The organism is Vibrio mediterranei, from assembly GCF_013364395.1.
In the GTDB taxonomy this organism is placed as follows: domain Bacteria; phylum Pseudomonadota; class Gammaproteobacteria; order Enterobacterales; family Vibrionaceae; genus Vibrio; species Vibrio mediterranei.
Genome location: NZ_JABXGK010000001.1, coordinates 2629227 through 2650656, shown reverse-complemented (window position 1 = coordinate 2650656; position 21430 = coordinate 2629227). Strand labels below are relative to the sequence as shown.

The 21430-nt window shown below is 45.1% G+C and carries 19 protein-coding genes; 12 read left to right on the top strand and 7 right to left on the bottom strand.

The genetic code is table 11. The features are described 5' to 3' along the window. Positions 1 to 216: 216 nt before the first annotated feature. The 10 genes from HOP38_RS12290 to uhpC all read left to right on the top strand — a co-directional run bounded on the left by HOP38_RS12290 (position 217) and on the right by uhpC (position 12905). Entirely contained in the window at positions 217 to 1563 is a 1347-nt protein-coding gene (locus tag HOP38_RS12290; protein ID WP_038229294.1) for a magnesium transporter, read from the top strand. A gap of 378 nt (positions 1564 to 1941) precedes the next feature. Further along, a complete protein-coding gene (locus HOP38_RS12285; protein WP_198558153.1) occupies positions 1942 to 2442 on the top strand; it encodes a DUF3332 domain-containing protein in 501 nt (166 codons plus the stop codon). Between the two features lie 162 nt (positions 2443 to 2604). Further along, the gene (locus tag HOP38_RS12280) at positions 2605 to 3825 is read left to right on the top strand and encodes a DEAD/DEAH box helicase (protein ID WP_198558152.1); all 1221 of its coding nucleotides are present in this window, start codon (positions 2605 to 2607) and stop codon (positions 3823 to 3825) included. Between the two features lie 38 nt (positions 3826 to 3863). After that, positions 3864 to 4868 (top strand): LacI family DNA-binding transcriptional regulator, encoded by a 1005-nt coding sequence (locus HOP38_RS12275; protein ID WP_198558151.1) that lies wholly within the window; start codon positions 3864 to 3866, stop codon positions 4866 to 4868. A gap of 148 nt (positions 4869 to 5016) precedes the next feature. Then, a complete protein-coding gene (gene nhaC / locus HOP38_RS12270) occupies positions 5017 to 6480 on the top strand; it encodes a Na+/H+ antiporter NhaC (protein ID WP_006069891.1) in 1464 nt (487 codons plus the stop codon). A gap of 12 nt (positions 6481 to 6492) precedes the next feature. Next, the gene (locus HOP38_RS12265) at positions 6493 to 7665 is read left to right on the top strand and encodes a MalY/PatB family protein (RefSeq protein WP_124940129.1); all 1173 of its coding nucleotides are present in this window, start codon (positions 6493 to 6495) and stop codon (positions 7663 to 7665) included. Positions 7666 to 7910: 245 nt separating this feature from the next. Continuing rightward, complete coding sequence (uhpT, locus tag HOP38_RS12260; protein ID WP_124940128.1) at positions 7911 to 9302, top strand: hexose-6-phosphate:phosphate antiporter; 1392 nt, start codon at positions 7911 to 7913, stop codon at positions 9300 to 9302. 158 nt (positions 9303 to 9460) lie between these two features. After that, a complete protein-coding gene (uhpA, locus tag HOP38_RS12255; RefSeq protein ID WP_006069894.1) occupies positions 9461 to 10072 on the top strand; it encodes a response regulator transcription factor UhpA in 612 nt (203 codons plus the stop codon). Beyond that, positions 10072 to 11583, top strand: coding sequence for a signal transduction histidine-protein kinase/phosphatase UhpB (gene uhpB / locus HOP38_RS12250; protein WP_198558150.1), 1512 nt, complete (start codon positions 10072 to 10074; stop codon positions 11581 to 11583). The genes uhpA and uhpB overlap by 1 nt, the downstream gene beginning before the upstream one ends. A gap of 11 nt (positions 11584 to 11594) precedes the next feature. Then, positions 11595 to 12905, top strand: a complete 1311-nt coding sequence (uhpC, locus tag HOP38_RS12245) for an MFS transporter (RefSeq protein WP_124940126.1) — start codon at positions 11595 to 11597, stop codon at positions 12903 to 12905. 22 nt (positions 12906 to 12927) lie between these two features. Here uhpC and HOP38_RS12240 read toward each other — a convergent pair whose 3' ends face one another. From HOP38_RS12240 to HOP38_RS12210, 7 genes are all read right to left on the bottom strand, one after another. Continuing rightward, entirely contained in the window at positions 12928 to 13842 is a 915-nt protein-coding gene (locus tag HOP38_RS12240) for a LysR family transcriptional regulator (protein ID WP_164491426.1), read from the bottom strand. 75 nt (positions 13843 to 13917) lie between these two features. Further along, a complete protein-coding gene (locus tag HOP38_RS12235) occupies positions 13918 to 14448 on the bottom strand; it encodes a DUF3332 family protein (protein WP_006069898.1) in 531 nt (176 codons plus the stop codon). Positions 14449 to 14860: 412 nt separating this feature from the next. Beyond that, positions 14861 to 16453 carry a BCCT family transporter gene (locus HOP38_RS12230; RefSeq protein ID WP_006069899.1) on the bottom strand — a complete coding sequence of 531 codons (1593 nt, stop codon included), beginning with the start codon at positions 16451 to 16453 and terminating at the stop codon, positions 14861 to 14863. A 456-nt stretch (positions 16454 to 16909) separates the two neighbouring features. After that, complete coding sequence (gene mltC, locus HOP38_RS12225) at positions 16910 to 17995, bottom strand: membrane-bound lytic murein transglycosylase MltC (RefSeq protein WP_124940125.1); 1086 nt, start codon at positions 17993 to 17995, stop codon at positions 16910 to 16912. 194 nt (positions 17996 to 18189) lie between these two features. Next, positions 18190 to 18555, bottom strand: coding sequence for a hypothetical protein (locus HOP38_RS12220; RefSeq protein ID WP_006069902.1), 366 nt, complete (start codon positions 18553 to 18555; stop codon positions 18190 to 18192). Positions 18556 to 18745: 190 nt separating this feature from the next. Then, positions 18746 to 19462, bottom strand: coding sequence for a sugar isomerase domain-containing protein (locus HOP38_RS12215; RefSeq protein ID WP_006069903.1), 717 nt, complete (start codon positions 19460 to 19462; stop codon positions 18746 to 18748). Between the two features lie 174 nt (positions 19463 to 19636). Next, a complete protein-coding gene (locus HOP38_RS12210) occupies positions 19637 to 20035 on the bottom strand; it encodes a YgiW/YdeI family stress tolerance OB fold protein (RefSeq protein WP_006069912.1) in 399 nt (132 codons plus the stop codon). A gap of 279 nt (positions 20036 to 20314) precedes the next feature. On the opposite strand from HOP38_RS12210, the gene HOP38_RS12205 reads away from it, so the two are divergent. Next, positions 20315 to 20689, top strand: a complete 375-nt coding sequence (locus HOP38_RS12205; RefSeq protein WP_051868256.1) for a hypothetical protein — start codon at positions 20315 to 20317, stop codon at positions 20687 to 20689. Between the two features lie 56 nt (positions 20690 to 20745). Next, complete coding sequence (locus HOP38_RS12200) at positions 20746 to 21423, top strand: DedA family protein (RefSeq protein WP_006069914.1); 678 nt, start codon at positions 20746 to 20748, stop codon at positions 21421 to 21423. Positions 21424 to 21430: the final 7 nt, after the last annotated feature.

Here is a 21430-nt window from a genome sequence, read left to right as displayed (position 1 = left end):
TTTCATAGATAGCGACATGCCTTTACTCTTCTTAGGTCTAATTGTTCAATAATGCCTCTGAATTCATCAAGACCACGCTAGATTATTCATCTGTGACAAGCTAAGATTTCTTCTTTCTATTCAGCACATTTATCACAGAGTTTTTTAACTCTAACGCGCTAATTTATCGAACAAATTTACGAGACTAACAACGTATAGCACCATGTGGAGCCACGAGTGAGCGAATTCCAAGATCTATCCATACAAATCGAACAAATCTCTCAAGCTGAGGAGCATGAGCAACCAAGTGTGCTTAATGAACTTATAGAGCAGGGGATGGAGTCGTCGTCGGTGGGGTTGATATTGGAAGCCTTTCCTATAGAGCAAAGGGTTCGTTTGTGGCGTGAGTTGCCGCTGGAAATGCACATCGAAGTGCTCACAGAGACTCGTGCGGAAGTACGTGTTTCTATTCTGGATGCGTTATCGGAAACTGAGCTTAAGCTTACGCTGGCGAAGTTGGATAACCTTTCGCTTATCGAGTGGGCGGACTCACTGCCTGATGACATCATTGCCGAAGCTATCTCTTTACTTGAAAAGGATGAGCTAGAGCTTTATGACCAAGCCAATGAATATGAAGAAGATCAGATTGGCCGCTGGGCAGATAGGAAAGTCATTACGATTCCTTTTAGTATCTCAGTAGACAGAGCCAAGCTGTTGATTGATAAATACAATTATGAGCAGCCAGAGCATATTTATCTAATTGATAAGCAAAAACGTTTTCGTGGGATGGTGGATTATAGCGATGTCTTAAAAAGTGATCCTAAAACGCGAATCAAACAGTTGGTTTTGGAGCACGTCACCACGCTTAGTGCAAAGCTAACATTGGCCGAATCGGTGGAAGCAATGGAGCGTTCCTCCTTCAGTGCATTGCCTATTCTTGATGAACGTAAATTGTTGGTAGGGGAGATTGACTGGAAGTTTGCTCTTAGCACGCAACGAGAAATCTACGAGACGCGTTTAATGGCCGGTACAGGTATGGATGAAGGCGATGACCTCTTCGCACCAGTATTGAAAAGTTCGCAAAAGCGTGGGGTTTGGTTGGGGATTAACTTGCTTACCGCTATCTTAGCTTCAGTGACAATTGGCTTGTTTGAAAACGTCATTTCGCAGGTTGTTGCCCTTGCGATTCTTATGCCTATTGTCGGTTCTATGGGTGGGATTGCAGGAAGCCAGACACTAACTTTGATCGTGCGTTCTATGGCTCTCAACCAGATTACCTCCGGTAACCGATTTGCCCTTATCAAGAATGAGTTGGGCATTGGTGCAATTAACGGCCTACTGTGGGCGATCATCATAGGTGCGATGGCTGGATTGTGGTTCCAGTCTTCGATCCTTGGTGCGACCATAGCGTTGGCTATCGTCGTCAATATCATCACAGCAGCGTTGTTTGGTGTCTTGATTCCTCTGGTTCTGGATAAGCTCAAGCTTGATCCTGCTTTAGCGGGTTCAGTCATATTAACGACGGTTACCGATGTGGTCGGCTTCTTTGCGTTCCTTGGTACCGCAAGCCTAGTCATGTTGTAAGTCTTCATTAAGAGGGTTGTAAGAATTGGACTGCAACCCTCTTTTCCTATGATTTTAAAACGAAAAACCTTCCCTTTTCCCCAGATTTTAATTGAGCCTTTATGTTTTGTAATTAGTTGAATATAAATGTAAATTCATCCTGTTTGACATTGTTTTGGCTGTTTGGGCTCTTCTCTTTCTAATTCCTTTGTTTTTATCAATAAATCTCTAGTTTTTAAGTGCTTGCGATGCTCTAAAGTCTGGCTATAATCGCGCGCCATTTTATTAATGGTGTAAATGGGATGAGCCGCTCGCCTGGCGCCTCTCCTGTAATAATCCACTTTAATCAACTTGCTCATCATTTATCTATCGTGATGATGCGAGAGGATCGCGAAACAAATGAAACTAATTAAAACCACGATTGCTGCTGCACTAATGTCTACTATGCTAACTGGCTGTATTGGCCAAATGGCAACAACGAGTATGGTGATGTATGAAGTTAACCTAAAAGGTGTGGACAACCGTTATGCTCGTGCTGGCCTATACACTTTGATGTCACCAGTTTATGCCATTACAGCGGCAGCGGATCTATTCGTGATTAACTCTATTGAGTTCTGGACTGGTACCAACCCACTAACTAAGAAAAAGGCGGTAGCGGACACTCCTGCTGAAGCGTACATCAAAGTAAACCACAAGGTAGGAAAGAAGCTCTCTACTGCACCTGTTAAGTTATCTATGCTGGATGACAACACAACGCAGATGGACTTCATTGATGATTCTGGTAAGGCACGCACACTTGTAGGAGTGAGCGGTAAAGATTCTGTTGATTTCTACCTAGATGGCGAGTTCATTACTACGGCATCCCACGCAGAACTAGAACAGTACGCAACGGCGTCTTAACTGTTATCAGAGCCTGCTCATTGATTCGAGCAGGCTCGTTTTTGCCAGCCGCTTACCAACTTAACACTTCAACTATCAACACTTTTATTGATGCAGAAACTGGAGTTCCACACGCTTTCCTCCTATCATCCGCACATATTTCTGCGATCGTGTAAACCTATCATGTCTTTTTCTGAGTTAACGTTAAGCTCGGCATTAATTGATGCCATTCCTAGTGAATTCTCTCATGCTACTCATATTCAAACCCTCGCTATTCCTGCAATTACCGCACAGCGCGATGTCTTGGCTCTTGCACAAACTGGCAGCGGTAAGACCTTAGCCTTTGGTCTTGGGCTGATAGAGCAGTTGCTTAACAACGAGATAAAGCAAGCCTTGATACTAGTGCCTACGCGTGAGTTGGCGAAACAGGTAACAGAGACCATCGATCCTATCGTCGCTCTATTAGGTTATTCAGTCGCTGTGGTTTGCGGCGGCGAGGATGTAGAGCCGCAGGTGGGTCAGCTTAATGCTGCTCCAGAGATTGTAGTGGCAACACCAGGACGTTTGCTCGATATCATGAATAAACAGCTGGTGGACACTCAACGTATTGAAACTGTGGTGCTTGATGAAGTTGACCGTTTACTCGATATGGGTTTTTGGCCAGACATTCAGAGTATACTCAATGGATTGAGCCACAGAAAACAAACCTTAATGTTCTCAGCAACGCTACCAGAACAATTGGAAGCAAAAGTCACGACTTTGCTTAACAATCCAATCAGAGTTGTAGCCAATAAAACCAATAGTGTGGTGGAGCAGATTGCAGAGACATTGTATTTGGTAAATAAAGGCAGTAAAGCCAATGTGCTGATTAAGAAAATTACTGAGTATCAATGGCCTCAGGTGTTGGTGTTTATTGGTGCACGAGACAATGCCGATGCGCTTTGTAAGAAGTTGAATAAAGCAGGTATTACTAGTGGCGCCTTACATGGTAATAAGGAGCAAACGGAGCGTGAACGTACCTTACAGGCCTTCAAACAAGGTGAGATTCAAGTACTGATTGCTACCGATATTTTAGCTCGAGGGATCCATGTAGATGATCTTCCAGTCGTGATTAATTATGAGTTGCCAAGTGACCCATCTGTATACGTGCATCGAGTTGGGCGCACCGCCAGAGCAGGAAAAATGGGACAGGCATTGTCGCTAGTTTGCCATGGTGAAACCGAATATCTTGAGGCGATTCGTCAACTCACATCACGAAGCTTAGTGTTGGAAGAGCTGGCTGACTTTCCGGTGACGGACAAACCCTCGACAGGAGAAAGCAAGCGCCCTAAACGAGATAAGCAAGCCAATCGACGCACCAATAAAAAGACCCGTGCGAGTCAATTCAAGAGCAAGAAACGTTAGCATCGAGTTCGCAACAGAGAGCGTTAAGGAAAACAGTCATGGCAACCATGAAAGACGTAGCAGAGTTAGCAGGGGTTTCGACAGCGACAGTATCGAGGGTAATTAATCGCTCACACTACGTAGAACCAGTAACGTTGGAGCGGGTGGAGAAAGCGATTAAAACGCTTAACTATCGTCGTGACCCTCGAGCCGCTGCGTTAGCGAAACGAAGCAATAACACGCTAGGTCTACTCACAGGTAACTTGGCTGATCCCTTCTTTGCATTAATCGCCAAAAATGTGGAAGAGGTGGTACGTATTAATGGTCATCAACTGGTAGTGGTGAGTGGCGGTCACAATGCGGAACGTGAAAAAGAAGGCTTGGACTTTCTTATCAGCCAAGGCTGCGAAGCTATGGTTGTGCATGCCAAAATGCTTGATGATGCCACTTTGCTCCGCTACGCTGCCCAAGCTCCTGCTATGGTTCTACTCAATCGCACTATTCCACAGATCTCGAATCGCTCGGTATGGGTGGATAATCAAGCTGGAGCAAAGGTCTCGGTGGAGCATTTGATTGCTTTAGGTCATCGCAAGATAGCCTACGTCACCAGCGACCTGCCGATAGAAGATAGAACCGATCGCCTTCAAGGCTATAAAGACGCCATGTCATCTGCCAACATTGAAGTACCGCCTAGCTGGATTATTAACGAGAATTTCAGTGAGTCTGGCGGTGAAGCGGCAGGAAAGGCGTTGATGGCGCGGTGCCCAGAAGTTACTGCTGTGGTGACGTTTAACGATGTCATGGCGGCGGGGCTGATGGCGAGTCTCTACGAACAAGGCGTTGTAGTACCTGACGATATGTCTATTGTGGGTTTTGATGATGTGTTGTTGGCACGCTATCTTTATCCACGTTTAACCACAATGCATAACCCTATCGACGAGATGTCGGTGCATGCCACGAAGCTAGCACTGAACCTCAAAAAATCAGCCTATACTCCTCCCCATAACCATCGATTTGAAGCCAATTTAGTCGAAAGACAGACCGTCAAGCCGTTAAAAAGGTAATTATCAATGAAAAAGCGTGAGAATGTTCACATCAGATAACCTCATGTAAGCGCTTACATGAAACAGTCATCTAGCTCTCAATTTTGGAATGAGGCTAAGGATATTATCTCTGCGAACAAACCCTACACAGTTTTTGAGGATATACATTATGACAAATTCAAAGCCTCTGCCCTCATTTGGTTTAGCGCTCGCCCCTATCGCGGTGATGTTTTTGCTTTTGGCAATCGGCTACGGAGCGCTAGGACTACGAATTGAAGTCTTGCTGCTGATTTCTGCGGCATTTACTGGTTTCATCGCTTGGAAGATGGGCTACAACTGGGATGACATTATTGGCGCTATTGTTGAGAAGCTTGCCAAGGCGATGCCAGTCATCCTAATTCTTGTTTCTGTTGGCGGCCTTATCGCCAGTTGGATGGTGAGCGGCACGATCCCTTATATGGTGTATTGGGGACTTAAAGTGATCAGTCCCGAATACATCCTTATCGCTGCCTTTTTCGTGACTAGCGTAGTATCGGTATGTACAGGTACATCTTGGGGTTCAGCAGGTACTGTTGGTGTTGCACTAATGGGTGTTGCGGCTGGCCTAGATGTGTCGCTTGCTGCCGCTGCGGGTGCAGTAGTTTCCGGCGCTTATTTCGGCGATAAAATCTCTCCACTGTCTGATTCAACCAACTTTGCTCCAGTGGTATCAGGCACAACCTTGTACGAACACATCCAACATATGCTCTACACTACCTTGCCAGGCTTTGTGATTGCGGCAACCGTGTTTTTCTTTGCTGGTCAAAGTGCCGATGTGGCAGGAGTGAGCGAACCAGAGAAAGTCGTTGAGATCTTAGCGGGCCTTGAAAGCCTTTATAACCTCAACATTGTTCTTATTATTCCACCAGTGATGATCCTTTGGGGTGCTCTTACTAAAAAGCCAGTATTACCGCTGATGCTTGCAGCGTCGGCGATTGCTATAGCACTTGGCATGCTACTTCAAGGCTTCTCGCTACAACAAGGTTTCCAAGCGTATGTTGATGGCTTCAATCTATCAATGTTTGAAGCGAATGGTCACGAAGTATCAGGCATCATTCCGGATGTAGCGAAGCTGCTTAATCGTGGTGGTCTGTTCTCAATGATGAGCACTATCTTGTTGGTATTCTGTGCCTTCTCTTTCGCAGGTATTTTAAGCTTAACTGGCGCATTGAACGTGGTACTTGGTCGCTTCCTGCATCTGATTCACTCAACGGGTCAACTGATTGCTTCAACGGTTATCGCGACGATTACGGTTGTGTTCACAACATCAGACGGCAAATTAGCACTATTGATTCCGGGAGAACTGTTCCAAAACGCTTACCGAAAAATGGGTCTAGATACCAAGAACCTCTCTCGTACTATCGAAGATGCAGGCACAATTATTGAACCGCTAGTGCCTTGGACCGCTGCAGGTATTTACATGGCGGGCACGCTAGGCGTAGCAACGCTTGATTATCTACCTTGGGCGATTCAGTGCTATACCGGCGTTATCTTCGCGCTGATTTACGGTTTTACTGGTTTTGGTATTGCGAAAGCAAAGCCAGAATCAACAGATAATACAGAATTACAAACTGTTGCTACCCCAACAAAATAAGGTAACTGCTGAATGAATTGCTTCGACCAAATGTTAGAACGTCGTAACACTGGCTCGCTTAAATGGGATTTTATGGGTCAGAAGCTAGGATTGCATCAATCGGATTTACTCCCTATGTGGGTCTCAGACTATGATTTCAAAGCGCCACAAGTGGTATTAGATGCGCTAACGCAGCGCACTGAGCATGGTGTCTTTGGCTATGCAGAGCGAGATGCTGACTATTATCAAGCCATCATTGACTGGTTTGCTACTCAGCATGACACCCATATCGATAAGGAGTGGGTGACAACGATCCATGGTGTGTTGCCTGGGTTATCGATCGCACTGCAAATGCTTACCAATATTGGTGACCAGATTGTCATGCAGTCTCCGGGCTACGGGTCCTTTCGCAAAATCATTGAGTTCAACGACCGTGTAGTGAAGGAAAATCCCTTAACGCTTGAGAATGGCGAGTACAGTATTGACTTTGAACACCTCGAGCAGTGCTTTGCTCAAGGTGCAAAGGCGATGATCTTTTGTAATCCTCACAACCCAACGGGACGTGTGTGGTCACAGCAAGATGTGCTAAAGCTTGCAGAGCTTTGCGAGCGCTATCAAGTGTGGTTGTTAAGTGATGAAATTTGGTGCGATCTTACGCTTTCCGGCCAACAACACTATTCGGCGCTGAAACTGCCGCAAAGCCTAAATCAACGTTTGATAGTGGCAACGGCAGCGAGCAAGACCTTTGGCCTTTCGTCACTGCGTATCTCTAATTTCATTATTCCTAATGAAGAACTGAAAGCACGCTTTGTTAGACGATTAGATGCTCATGGCATGGATGTGTTTAATAGCTTGTCTTTGGTCGCCGCGACCGTTGCCTATCAGCATTGTGCCGAATGGTTGGAGCAATTAAAGCAGTATCTAGAACGAAATATCGAGCTACTTCAACGCTTTGTAGAATTGGAGCTTTCAGGTACAGGGGTGAAGTTTTTACCTCCTCAAGCGGGCTATCTAGCATGGTTGGATTGCCGAGCACTTGGCCTTACTGACAACGATCTGGAGCAGCGCTTTATCAACTCTGGCGTGGTGCCAAGTATGGGCACAGCCTTTGGTAAAGAAGGTTCGGGCTTTGTCCGCCTTAACCTTGGTTGTCCAGAGACTACGTTGCAAAGAGCACTTACTTGTATTAAACACGCCTTAGTATAACCCTACATCTGTGATGTGATTCACGTATTCTTTGATAACTAGCGAGTACTAGGAATTTTTCCTAGTACTCCTAAGACCGCCTCTCAAGCCATTATCCCGGCCAATTCTTACACTCTTGCTCATAGATTTTCAGCGCTATCAGCGCTGATCCTCAAACGAATTTACTTTTTGCACCACACCAAGACCGGCGATGGGTCGCTCTTTGGGTAGTGCTGCCCCTTATGTTGAGAGTCTAAGGATTCATCATGTTGAAATTTCTAGAGCAAGTGCGTAAGCCGACGTTGGATCTTCCCGTCGAGCAAAGACGCAAAATGTGGTTTAAACCCTTCTTACAGTCCTATTTAGTGGTCTTTATCGGTTACATGACCATGTACCTGATTCGTAAGAACTTCAATATCGCGCAAAACGATATGATTTCGAACTATGGGCTTTCCATGACTGAACTTGGTTTGATTGGTCTTGGTTTCTCCATCACTTACGGTATTGGTAAAACCGTGGTGTCCTACTATGCCGATGGCAAGAACACCAAACAGTTCCTTCCGTTTATGCTGATCCTTTCAGGTCTTGCGATGCTTGGCTTCAGTTTCAGTATGGGTGGCGGCAGCGTTAGTCTATTCCTAATGATTGCATTTTATGCACTAAGTGGTTTCTTCCAAAGTACCGGTGGACCTTCTAGTTATTCAACCATTACTAAGTGGACGCCACGTAACAAGCGTGGTTCATACCTTGGCCTTTGGAACATGTCGCACAATGTAGGTGGTGCAGGTGCAGCAGGTGTTGCACTATTCGGTGCTAACTACCTGTTTGATGGTCACGTGATTGGTATGTTTGTGTTCCCATCTATGATTGCTTTGGTGGTTGGTTTCTTTGGTCTTCGTTACGGTAGTGACTCTCCCGAAGCTTACGGTCTAGGTAAAGTAGAAGAATTGTTCGATGAAGCGGTGAGTGAAGAAGACGAAGCGGCTGAAGAAAACCAAATGACCAAGCGTGAAATCTTTGTTGAGTATGTACTTAAAAACAAAGTGATTTGGTTACTGTGTTTTGCCAATATCTTCTTGTATATCGTGCGTATCGGTATCGACCAATGGTCAACGGTTTATGCCTATCAAGAACTTGGTCTATCCAAAGAAGCGGCAATCTCAGGTTTCACTTTATTTGAAGTCGGTGCATTAGTGGGTACCTTACTTTGGGGTTATCTGTCTGATTTGGCGAATGGTCGCCGTGCTCTGGTAGCTTGTGTGTCATTGGCGCTAATCATCGTAAGCTTGGAGTTCTACCAGCATGCGACAAGCGAGTTCATGTATCTTGCTTCTCTATTTGTTCTAGGTTTCTTGGTCTTTGGTCCTCAACTACTTATCGGTGTAGCGGCAGTAGGTTTCGTACCTAAGAAAGCCATCAGTGTTGCCGACGGCGTGAAAGGGACGTTTGCTTACCTCATTGGTGACAGCTTCGCGAAGTTAGGTTTAGGTATGATTGCCGATGGAACGCCTATCTTTGGTCTGACAGGATGGAAAGGTACCTTTGCGGCGCTGGATACATCTGCGGCGATTTGTATCGGTCTATTGGTCTTCGTAGCTATCGCAGAAGAGAAGAAAATTCGTAAAGCTAAGAAGCAGTTACAACAAGCTACCGCTTAATATACCCCTGAAAAGCGCTGTCTACGATTTCGTATTTGGTTTGCCTGAGCCACTGGAATCATAGATGGCGCTTTTTTTAGAACCAAACGCTATTTGCTTAATCGATGCGTCGGCGTTAAGTTACCCCATTTTCGCCTTTCTCTAGTCGGTACTTCATCATGATCAATGTTGTTTTAGTGGATGACCACATCATCGTACGTTCTGGGTTTGCTCAATTACTCAATCTAGAGGAAGACATTAATGTAGTCGGTGAGTTTAGCTCGGTTGAAGAAGCTAAAAGAGGGCTGCCGGGCAGTGGTGTGCAGGTATGTATTCTGGATATCTCGATGCCGGACGAAAGTGGTCTCGCGTTACTAGAGTCGATGCCCAAGGGCATTGCCTGTGTGATGCTCAGTGTGCATGACTCTCCTGCTATGGTGGAAAAGGCATTGGAATTAGGTGCACTGGGTTATTTGACCAAACGTTGCAGTCCTGATGAACTGATTCAAGCGGTGCGAACCAGTGCCAACGGTGGTTGCTATCTTACCCCGGATATTGCCATGAAACTTGCTTCTCCAAGACCGTTCCAACAAGCCTTATCTCGACTTACTAAACGTGAATATGAAGTGTCAGAGCTCTTGGCGACGGGACTCGATGTGAAGGCGGTAGCGGCCGAACTTGGATTAAGTCACAAAACCGTTCATGTCCATCGTGCTAATGCACTGGATAAACTTGCTGTCAAAAACAATGTGGAACTTGCCAAGTTGTTTAGGGCAGAAGCGACGTTGTAATGCGAACTTACCTCGTTGCCAGCGCCAGTGCATGGCTGATAACCCTGTGCAGTTGGTTTTGTTTATGGGTGATTTCCTATTACTTCGTTAACGACGCTGAGTTGGCAATTCTGTTTTTCCCGTTCGCTCTTAGGCTTGGGATTACCCTGCATGCCGCTAAAAAATACTGGGGTGCCGTTTATGCTGCTGAGTGGTGCTTAACCATCTCTCTGGCTATTTTGCTTGCGCAGCCTCAGTGGTCGGCCATTTTGGTTGCTAGTGCGCTAAGTATTCCTGTTGCCTTGGTTGCTGAGCGTTATTATCAAGGTGCTCAGTGGCGACGATTACTGATTCAAGCTGCAGCGATTGTTGCCTGCGCTCTGATTAACATGCTTGCTGTCGGCAGTCATAGTGATTCTCTGAGTTTTGTCGGTTTGGTGAGTATTACGGCGGGGCTGATGCTGGTGCCGAGCTGTTACCTCATTTGGAATTACCTGTTTCAAAGTACGTGGCGACCTTTGACATCTAACCTCATCCATCAACCAATCGAATTTCACTATAAGCCCATTTTGCTGTTCATTGCACTGTTTGCGGTGAGCATTTCTCTGCAAGTCGGGCTGCCTGACGAGCTCAGGCGCTTTGCTCCGTTTTGTTTGGCAATACCTATCATCTTGCTTGCGTTTCGTTATGGATGGCAGGGTGCTCTGCTAGGTACGCTTCTTAATAGTTGTGCATTAATAGCGGCGCGTAGTGGGGTGTCACAGCTGGAAGTCACGGACCTACTGTTATCAATAAGTGCTCAATCATTAACGGGAATATTGCTGGGAATGGCGGTGCAGAGACAGCGCGATTTAAACCATCAGCTTCGCTCTGAACTTACTCGCAACAAGCACTTAGCGAAACAGTTGGTGCAAGCGGAAGAGTCGGTGCGTAAGGACATTGCTCGCGAACTGCATGATGAAATTGGTCAGAATATCACTGCTATTCGAACGCAAGCGAGCATTATTAAGCGCGTCAACAATCCTGATTTGAGCATTGGTTGCGCTGATACCATTGAATCCTTGTCTCTGAATGTCTATGACACCACAAAAGGACTGCTTACTCGATTAAGACCAAAAACCTTGGATGATTTAGACGTGATCTCCGCTATTCAGCAAATGGTGCGTGAGATGGAGTTTGAACAGCTTGGTATTGAAGTTGAATTTACTGTCGACAATGTTAGCCAGCGAGTGCTCTCAGATATGATGGAGGTGACGTTGTTCCGTTTATGCCAAGAAGCGCTGAATAACATTCTCAAATACGCTCAAGCCAAACAGGTGCGAATAGAGCTCGTCATTGATGCGACAATCACGCTAAAGATTGCTGATGATGGCATTGGCTTTCCGCTTCAAGATAGCCAAAAAGGGTTTGGCCTTAAAGGCATGAAAGAGCGTGTTCAAGCGTTAGGTGGCCAGTTTGAGATTCGTAGCGTTGTTGACGGAGATGAAGCACAACGTGGCACCGAAATTGATGCACGACTTCCATTGGTGTAGCGGGGTAGTTCATGACAGTCAAAGTAGCAGAACAACAGATGAAACATCAAGATAGCACGAGTGTCGATACTCGCTATCGGTACTGGCGTTTTCACATCATGCTGGGAATGTATCTCGGTTATGCCGGTTTTTATCTCACCCGAAAAACTTTCAATTACACCGCACCTGCACTTATTGCCGACCTTGGTTTAGACAAGGGAGACATCGGCATGATGGGCACCATGTTCTATTTGATGTATGGGCTATCAAAATTTGTCTCAGGTATTATTTCCGACCGTTCCAACCCTCGTTACTTTATGGGTATCGGGCTTATTGCCAGTGGAGTGGTAAACATTGTCTTTGGTTTGTCGAGTTCGCTGTTTGTTCTCGCGAGTTTATGGATTCTTAATGCTTGGTTCCAAGGTTGGGGCTGGCCGTCCTGCTCCAAGCTTTTGACCACCTGGTACTCCAGAACCGAAAGAGGATTTTTCTGGTCGCTTTGGAATACAGCACATAATGTCGGTGGTGCGATGATTCCTTTGCTGGTGGGCTTTCTAACCTTTCATTATAGCTGGCGCGAAGGGTTTATTATTCCGGGGATAATAAGCGTTCTGATAGGTTTATTTCTTTGTTGGCGACTGCGTGATAAACCCACGTCAATGGGACTGCCTACCGTAGGTCAATGGCGCAATGATAAGTTAGAACTAGCTCAAGAAAATGACGGAGTAGGGCTGAAGCCGAAGCAGATTCTCTGGTCGTATGTTCTCAACAATAAATACATCTGGTTGCTCGCTTTTAGCTACGTATTGGTTTACATCGTGCGCACGGCGATTAATGACTGGGGTAACTTGTATCTGACTGAGCAGCATCATTACAGTTTAATCAACGCCAATGCATCAGTATCTTTGTTTGAAGTCGGCGGCTTTGTGGGGTCTTTAGTAGCTGGCTGGGGCTCAGACAAGCTATTTGGCGGTAATCGTGGACCAATGAACCTGATTTTCGCAATGGGGATTTTCCTGTCTGTTGCCGCGCTCTGGTTAATGCCATTAACCAACTTTGTGTTTCAGTCTGCTGGTTTTTTTGCCATTGGTTTCTTTGTATTTGGACCGCAGATGCTCATTGGTATGGCGGCGGCTGAGTGTTCACATAAAGACTCAGCAGGTGCGGCTACAGGATTTGTTGGACTGTTTGCCTATATGGGCGCAGCTCTTGCTGGCTACCCACTTGCGATGGTATTAGAGCAGTTCCATTGGACTGGGTTCTTTGTGGTGATATCGGTCTGTTCGGCTGTCATCGGCCTATTGTTGTTACCCTTTTTACAAGCACAATTCAGTCAGCGTTAATTCATGGTTTGATGGCTCGGACTCATTGCCGTTGTATCCAATCAACCAGTGTGGAGTGAAGCCATTTTATCGCGTGTGTATCTCGGCTTTGGGCTGGGTAGATAAGCCAGAATTTGACGGGTTCAACCGGACCCGGAAATGGCAAGATCTTGATGGGTAACCGATTGGCATGCTGCTCAGCGAATCGTCTGGTACAGAGGCACAGTGCTTCACTTTCTGAAGTAAGCGACAGCATGGAGGTTAAAGAGGTTTGCGTGCTTAAGATACGTCTTTTGGGTGGCGGTGAATTATATAGCATTTCAAACAGCGAAGACTCTCCAAATTGGTAATTCAATATGATGTGCGACTCTTCGGCAAACTGCTCTGGTGAGATGGTGGAGCCTACTCGTGGATGGTTTTTCGAAGCGATCACCACAATTTCATCTTCAAATAACAGATCGTTGCAAATGTTCGGTTCAGCGAGCTGGAAAATATCTATGATGGCATCGGCGTGTTTGAATTTTAAAGTCTCGTAGCTATCGCTATTACTATAAAGGATATCCAACCATTCGAGACGAAAACGAGTTTCAGTGTGATTGGCAAGCTCGGTGCTTTTTATGTGTTCAAATATGATGGGTTCAGGTGCTTGTACCACCACTTTTCGTGGTGTTGATTGGTGAACACCATAAAGGCAGTCATTGGTAATTACATCGAATTCATGGAGCAGAGGGGCAATGCGTTCTATTAAATGATGCGCTTGTAGGGTTGGAGTTATACCGCGGCCTCGACGCATAAATAACGAGGTGTTGAGCTCAATAGAAAGCTTTTTAATTGATTGGCTTACTGATGCTGGAGTGACGTTGAGCTCTTCTGCTGCACGACTAATCGAGTCATGTTTGTACACGGTAGCAAAAGTTCGAAAAAGGTTTAAATCAATCTTGTCACTGTATTGAGTCATAGAGTTTGCCATGAGTTAAAGTAGGTAACCTTCCGTGGTTACTTAGTTAACTATAGGAAAGATAGAGATTATTTCCTACGATTCTGAGAACTCGTGCTCTAGCGCATCAAGTGTTGTTTGAGACACTAATTGGTCATCAATGTAGTAACTGATCTTGTCGCCTTCTTTTACACCTATCACTTTCGATTGCTGACCATCCGCCAAGGTCACTTCCATTTCAATTGTATTTTCATCCAGGTAACGAATGGTGCCTGAGTTAGGCGTGCTCATTGTCAGTGGATCAATCGGTGCATCGTGCAGGCTAGAATCAACCTTGTCATTCACTTCTAAGTAGGTCTCTGTTTTTGTATCAAACACATGAGGCTTACCGTTAATTGGGTTGGTACCTGACCAGAATTCGATTGAGTTCACAACGAACAAGTCAGCCACTAGCGTAAAACCATAGACAGGAGATAGCAGGAAGTTAACGCCTGCACGTGCGTAACGGTTGTCCACGACTTTAACGTTGAAGCCCATCAGTTTTTCGGTCACAGCGTTACTGCCGACACAGCCACTGAGTGTCAGCGCAGAAGCGAGAAAAAATGCAATTTTAGTTTTGGTGTTCATAACAAGCCTTAAGCAGTAATAATAAGTTGGTTGTTACCAAAGATGTTCAGGTTCTAGGGGGTTAGGCAGGAACCTAAACAAACCTTTGGTAACGGAGGGGGCGCAGCCTAAAGCGGTGGAGGGAACAGATAAATGTGTTTGGTTTAAAAGACGTTTAAGTGCTGGTTAATAATGACATAAGACGAATTTTTCTTTAATTAACAGATAGTAATGGAAAGCTGCTGAGCGCGATGTCATAAGGTGAAACAAGTTGACATAACTCTGATGTATCTGATGATGAAATGTATCAAAAGTGGAGGCGGATATTTGTAATGAATAGGGAATGTAGAACACAGATAAGTGGAATGAAAACGGCAAGCGTGAAGTGCTTGCCGTAAAATAGTTTTAACTCGCTGGTGACTTTGTTATAGCGTCAAAGTCGTTGCTGCTTTGCCATCTGATTGGCAATTTTTGGTGCATACCAAAGACTCGGCGCAATAATGAAGGAGGCAGGCACTGCGGTGATAACAATAAATGACTGTAATGCAGATATCCCACCACTGCCCAGCGAAATCAGAACAATGGCAACGGCACCCATAATGATTCCCCAGAAAGCACGAATCGTCGCGTTCGGTTCTTTGTCTCCACTAATCACCATGGTGATGGTGTAAGTCATGGAGTCACCCGTGGTGACAATAAAAGTCGTGGTGAGAATCAAAAATAAAATGGAGATCAGCGTCGGGAATGGCAACTGTTGTGTAATCGCTAAAAGTGCCCCTGGCATATTGAATCCCTCAAAGCCTGCCTGAATCACACCAGGATTTTCCAATTCAAAGGCAAGTCCAGAACCACCGACGATGGTGAACCAAAAGCAAGTTACTAGTGGGGCGGCGATACTAATGGCAAGTACTAATTGGCGGATAGTGCGGCCACGGGAAATACGGGCAATAAAAATCGCCATCATCGGAGCATAGCCAATAAACCAACCCCAGAAGAACACGGTCCACCAACCTAACCACTCAGGGTTTCCTCGATACAGCGCCATTGGAACAAATTGGTCAATCATTTGACCTAAACCTTGAACATAGCTATCGATAATAAAGCCAGTGGGACCAGCAAATAGAATAAACACGATAAGAGCCACGGTAAGAATAATGTTATAGCGACTCACCAACTGGATACCGCGATTGACTCCGCTTAATGCCGAGAGGGTATAAAATACCATCGCAACGACCACTACTATAGCTTGGGTTATGAAGGTGTCCGTAGTACCAAAGAGCTCTTGCATAGCATAGCTGATTTGCAGCCCCAGAAAACCAATAGGGCCAATTGTGCCAGCGGCAACAGCGATAATACTCAGTGCATCTACCGTGTTGCCGATTCCGCCTTTAATAGCTTTTTCCCCAAGTAGCGGATATAGCAAGGTTCTCGGTTTTAGAGGTAAGCCTTTGTCGTAATGCAGATGCATTAACACGATAGAAGATAAACAACCTAAAACAGCCCAAGCTAGGAAACCCCAATGAACAAAAGACTGAGAAAGTGCGTTGATGGCATTGGTTTTAGCATCTTGAGAGCCAAATAAAGGTGGAGGTGAAACAAAGTGTGCGATTGGCTCAGCAGCAGCCCAGAACACGCCGCCACCTGCGAGCAGCGTACACAATACTATCGATAGCCATTTGAAATTCGTTACATCAGGAGTATTGAGATCTCCTAAGCGAACATCACCGGTACGACCAAAACAGAGGGCGAGACCAATAACGAAGTTGGCTAACAACAAAATTTGCCAAAATGCGCCAAAATAGCGAGTTGCCAGCTGAAAACCAGAATCGACAAAAGAGGAAAGAGTAACAGGATGGGTGAGGGCAAGTAGAACAAATAGAGTTAGAAAAGAGCCGCTAATCCAAAACACAGGATTGTTCATTTCCAGTTTGGCTGCGAGCTGTCTCAGTCGTTCAGGTGGATGGATAGCATCGTACGCTGAGTTTGAAGCTGCTGAAGTAGATTCAACAGTATTAGAATTTAGCATTAAATAATCACTATTCACTATATGCTGCTGTTAAGCGAGCAATGTGGATTTGGACACAATTTTGCAGAGCAAAATGTGAGCTGCGTCATAAAAAGTCGGCCATCCTAACATATTGCTTGGTGGGGAACAGAGATTTTTTACGGATATATGGTGCTTCAATAAGAAAGCGTCTGATGTTTAGGAAGTTTTAGAGCGCAGATAAATATAAAGGCCTATCAGATGCTGAGTCTTTTAGGCCTTATTAACCAACAAATAGGATGTCGAAAATTGGAGGTTCATTGGTTTGCGATGATCATATCAGTCTGGTCGCGGACTGCTAGAAAATTCGGACACAAATATTGTAAGTATCAGTGTCCTTTTTCTTTAATTTTTCATTTTTAACTATATGAATAATATAGGTTTGTTAATCTTTTGATCGTTTGTTGAGCAGGCTGGGTAATGTTGTAAGAAAGTGCGTTATTTGGTTAACACATTCTCATTAAAGTCCTTCTGAAAATACAAAACTTTTTGTAAATAGCGCCGCGCTTCATCTTTCGGATGTTGTGTGGTGAGAGCGGTATAAACTTGCTGTGGTTCCATCTGGTTTAATTTGTTCATCGCTCGTTTCCTATCTTTATCAAATGTCGCCAGTACCCCACCAGTTCCGCCGTTATAGGCCGAAATCATGCTGAAATGCAGAGAAGTAGGGTGCTTTACATCGCGTAAATAACGATTCTTTAGGATGTAAAAATAGGCAGCGCCCGTATCAATATTATTAGCAGGATCAAAAAGGTACTCTTTGGTCGGTATGCCGGGTTTGTTCTTGACCAAATTGAACACATCCGCCCCTGCGGTTTTAGGAATAACCTGCATGAGACCGTAGGCACCTGCGTGACTCACCGCATATGGGTTAAAGCTACTTTCGGTTTTTATGATCGAGTAAATGAGATCTTCAGATAAGCTGTAACGTTTTGCTGCGCTTTGGATCAGATCCGCGTATTGATACTCGCGCTGCTGCAAGTGATCGTCCGTCATCGAGATCTCGACATAGTAAGCGTTACCATTTTTAATTGGCTTGGTGTGCATTTGAGTAGCGATCAAATGTTTGGCGTAACGATTGGCTCGCCACTGCCATTCAATCGGCTTGCCATCATGGTCGAGTACTTGACCAAGTAGAAAAGGCTTTCCCTTTAGAACCACTTCTTTGTCGGAAAACAACTCTGCATGTTCTGGATCGGCCGGCATCAGCAGCGTTTGTACAATGGCTTTTTGCAGTTGTTGTTTTGGATGACTTTGAGACAGCGTGGAGACGTAAATTTTTCCGCGGTCAAAATCGATATGCGCTCGGGTTCGGTAGCCGTCTAGGTATTTCACGTAGCGATGCTTACCAGCTTGAACAAACTCGTCCTCTCCCCACTTTTCTTTGGCTTGACCTGCAACGTAGTTCAAAAGTTGATTGATGACTTGCTTTTGGGTGTTCGATGATGTGGAAGACCCAGGAGGATTCGTGTGGTTAGCACAGCCAAATAACAGCAGTACTGAGATAAGAAGCGCTTTCTTCACCAAGTGTTACTCATAACATGGAATATACGAGGCTAAGTATCTGATAACTCGCGTGCTTTAAAAATCTACTTTCTCATTGAGTGAGTATTTGCTACTACAGAGTTGAAGTGGAAAGCCTCAATGCGACGTGCTTGGTGGCGAGTGAGCAAAACAGCCTACGATAACCAGAGGCTGCTTTTACCTAGTTGAGATGACTAGTATGGTTTGGGTGTCGGTGCTTGATTACTTGAAATACGCTTTGCGGTGACGATAAGCCCTTGGGTATAGCTAAAGCCATAACCATAACCGTAGCCGCCATATCCGCTATCACCACGCCCTCCTGGCTCCAGTAGCGCTTTAAAATCATAGTCACCACTGGTAATGGGTGTAATCGAAATCACTTCGTAGCCATCGTGGTTAAGAGTTTCTACGGCTTTTTGAAGATCTTCTGTGAGGCGAACACTGTCAATGACAGACTTAGAGTAACCCGTTTTGGTCCAAACAGGCGTGTCACTATAGTCGACAGCTTCATGCTTGCCGACTTCACAAAAGTGAGCGGGCACATGAACAACTCGATTCATACTGATACCTTTTTATATTGTTATTCTGATATACCTAAGGCGAGTTAGTCTTGGTGCTAACTTTTTATATAGGTGCGGTCATTTTACATAACTATATCGTCAAGTCTTGCAATTTATTGTTTTTCATCAGTAGCTTGAATGTATTAGTGAGTTGGTTTCTTCTCGACAAAATAGGCAATGTGACGCCGTATTACATGGACTTGAGGCGACCGTTAAAGTGCGCATAGACATCATCATTATTAAATCCATCTACATTCTGACTTGAGAATATCAGCGGCTCTACCCCTTTTTCGAGTGCAAGCTTTTGCGCCTCGGTGGTAATTGTATTGACCAGCGCCATACCTGAGATGCTTGAAAAGGCACCGGTAACGCGTTGGTTGATTTCGCATAGACCATCGCCACTTGGAACTTGGTTATCTAACACGATATCAGCGATGTCCATCAGCTTTAATCCAGAACTATGGCGGCTCGGGTATTGAGACGATTGGGTGACGGAAGTAATAGCGATCACAGGGTGATCTTTTTGCTTAGCTAACTGAGCAAATTCGACCGGTAGCGCATTTCTTCCCGAGTTTGATACCACCATAATGACGTCACCACTCGAAATGTTCTGCTCTTCCCATAAGATCTGCGCAAGACCTTCTAGCTTCTCGAGCTTTGAACCTCGCAAGGCACCATCTGAAGTCAGTACGGTTGAATCTAAGATAGCATTCACATTACCAAGCCCTCCTGCCCGGATAAAGCCTTCCAACCCCACCATATGCGAATGTCCGGTGCCAAGGATATGAATCATGTTATCGCCGACAATAGCATCAGCAAAAAGCTGAGAAGATTGAATAATCTGAGATTGATTGGTTTTAAAAAGTGTATCGAGTGCAGAAATGAGTTTTTGGCTGTATTCAAACATGGTTCGGTTCTCTTTTATCGTTGAGATAAATGGATTAGAACAGAGATATACTGAGATAAGAAGGGGAGATGATAAGGAGTGCGCTGTCGAGCAAGTGTTTTATTTAAAAGGAAAATAAATAGCGCCAATGTAAATCGGCGCTGAGTACGTAAAGATTCATTGTATTAGAGGGGACTACTTGATAATTCGAATTGATTCCGCCTCTACAGCAACATCACTGTCACCTTTTTCAATCTCGCCATAGATTTTTACTTTGTCTTTTGGCGTGATGGTTTGTCCTGCCCATTGGTCGGCGTCGATTTCTACCGGCATTTCACCAGTATCATCTTTAAACATATACACTTCATGACCCATTGATTTTACCAAATAGCCCACGATGGTGACCTTGTTACCGTCGGTTAACCAGCCCGCATCCATGATTTCCTGAACCGTGTTTAAAGAGTCTTCCGCTGACGGTCCTTGAAACCCACCCGTTGTCGTTTCCATAGCTTCTTGATTAATCGTGCTTTGAGCAGCGAAAGCAGAGGTTGAAAGAATGAGTGAGGTAATGATAGCAAGAGGGATTTTTTTCATATTGATTCCTTAGAAACCAGATCGAGACAGTGTGACTGCCCAGCCATTGAGTATGTGCAAAACCATTACTCGTAGTTATAGAGCAATATGCAGGAAATGCCATATTTCAATGAGTGGATAAATATCAGCTACGAAGATTTCACGCAATTGGATCTGATGAAAAATAAGCTATCGAAAATAGAGAGTTAACTGGGTGTATTGTCGTCTAGTGATAACAAAGATTGCTTTTTAGCATGGATAGCAGTACATATAAGCAGATTCCACTACTGGGCTTTTTCTTTGAAGCGACTCATTGAGCTTTTTCCACTGATTGCGACCTTGCTATCGATACTGCTGTTGGGCGGGATCGTTAATGCTATGGAAGTGGATTTGCCTCAATATCAAGCGACGGTCATCACTCCGGATCGCACTCCTGACCTTGCCAATGATAACCAGTTGCTGCGCAGCTCGACGTTTCGAGTACCTATTCCCAAAGCTCAGCCAGCCTCAAAAGAAGTCCTGCCGTGGCTGCTTGTCGTTGCCGCGTTCGCATGTCTGATAACTACTTGCTGGGGAGCCCGTTACACGCCACGAAGTTACTTGTTTTCAGACAGTCGACGCTTAGCCGGATGGCAGGACAGTAACCTTCAATATCGGTTTATCCATTCTCGTTAAGTACGCCTCATTCCTGCTGTTATTTCCTTAGTTAACTGTTGGTTTTTGGAGTCGTTATGTTTGAAGCTACTCAGGATGTCTTGATTGCTATTTGGAATCAGGACTTTAATGCGCTGCTTGCACCAGAGAGCGCCATTTTAATTTATGTGTTGGTGACATTTTTTATCGGGTTAGAAAGTAGCTTTCTTCCAGCTGCCCCCTTACCTTGCGACAGTGTCGTCGTTTTAGTTGGGACGTTGTCGGCAGTCGGTGTTCTTAGTCCATTTATCGCGTTTCCACTACTCATCGTTGCTGCGGCTGGTGGTAGTTGGCTCGCCTATCTACAAGGTAAGTGGCTTAACAAGCTTCCTATTGTTCGTGGTTGGTTAGCGAAAGTTCCTGAGAGCAATATGCGTTTGGTGGACAATTTACTTTGTCGTCATGGGCTCGTCGCTTTGTTCTGTGCTCGCTTTGTTCCGGGTGTGCGTTCTTTAGTCCCAATGGTCATGGGGATTCGTGTTCATGATGCCCCTCGCTTTCACTATTTCTCATGGCTTAGTGCCACGCTGTGGATTGGCTTGTTGGCGGGTGTAGGATTTCTCTTACCTTCGTTGCCTGAGCCTATTAGCAGAGTGACCACTATGGTCTTAATGGCTGCTCCCTTTGTGACGCTGTTTGCAGCGATTTTTACTTTTATGACATGGCGACTACGTAAAGCTATTCGCGGATTTAGGCAAACCGCTAAAAAGCACTAATTGAGAG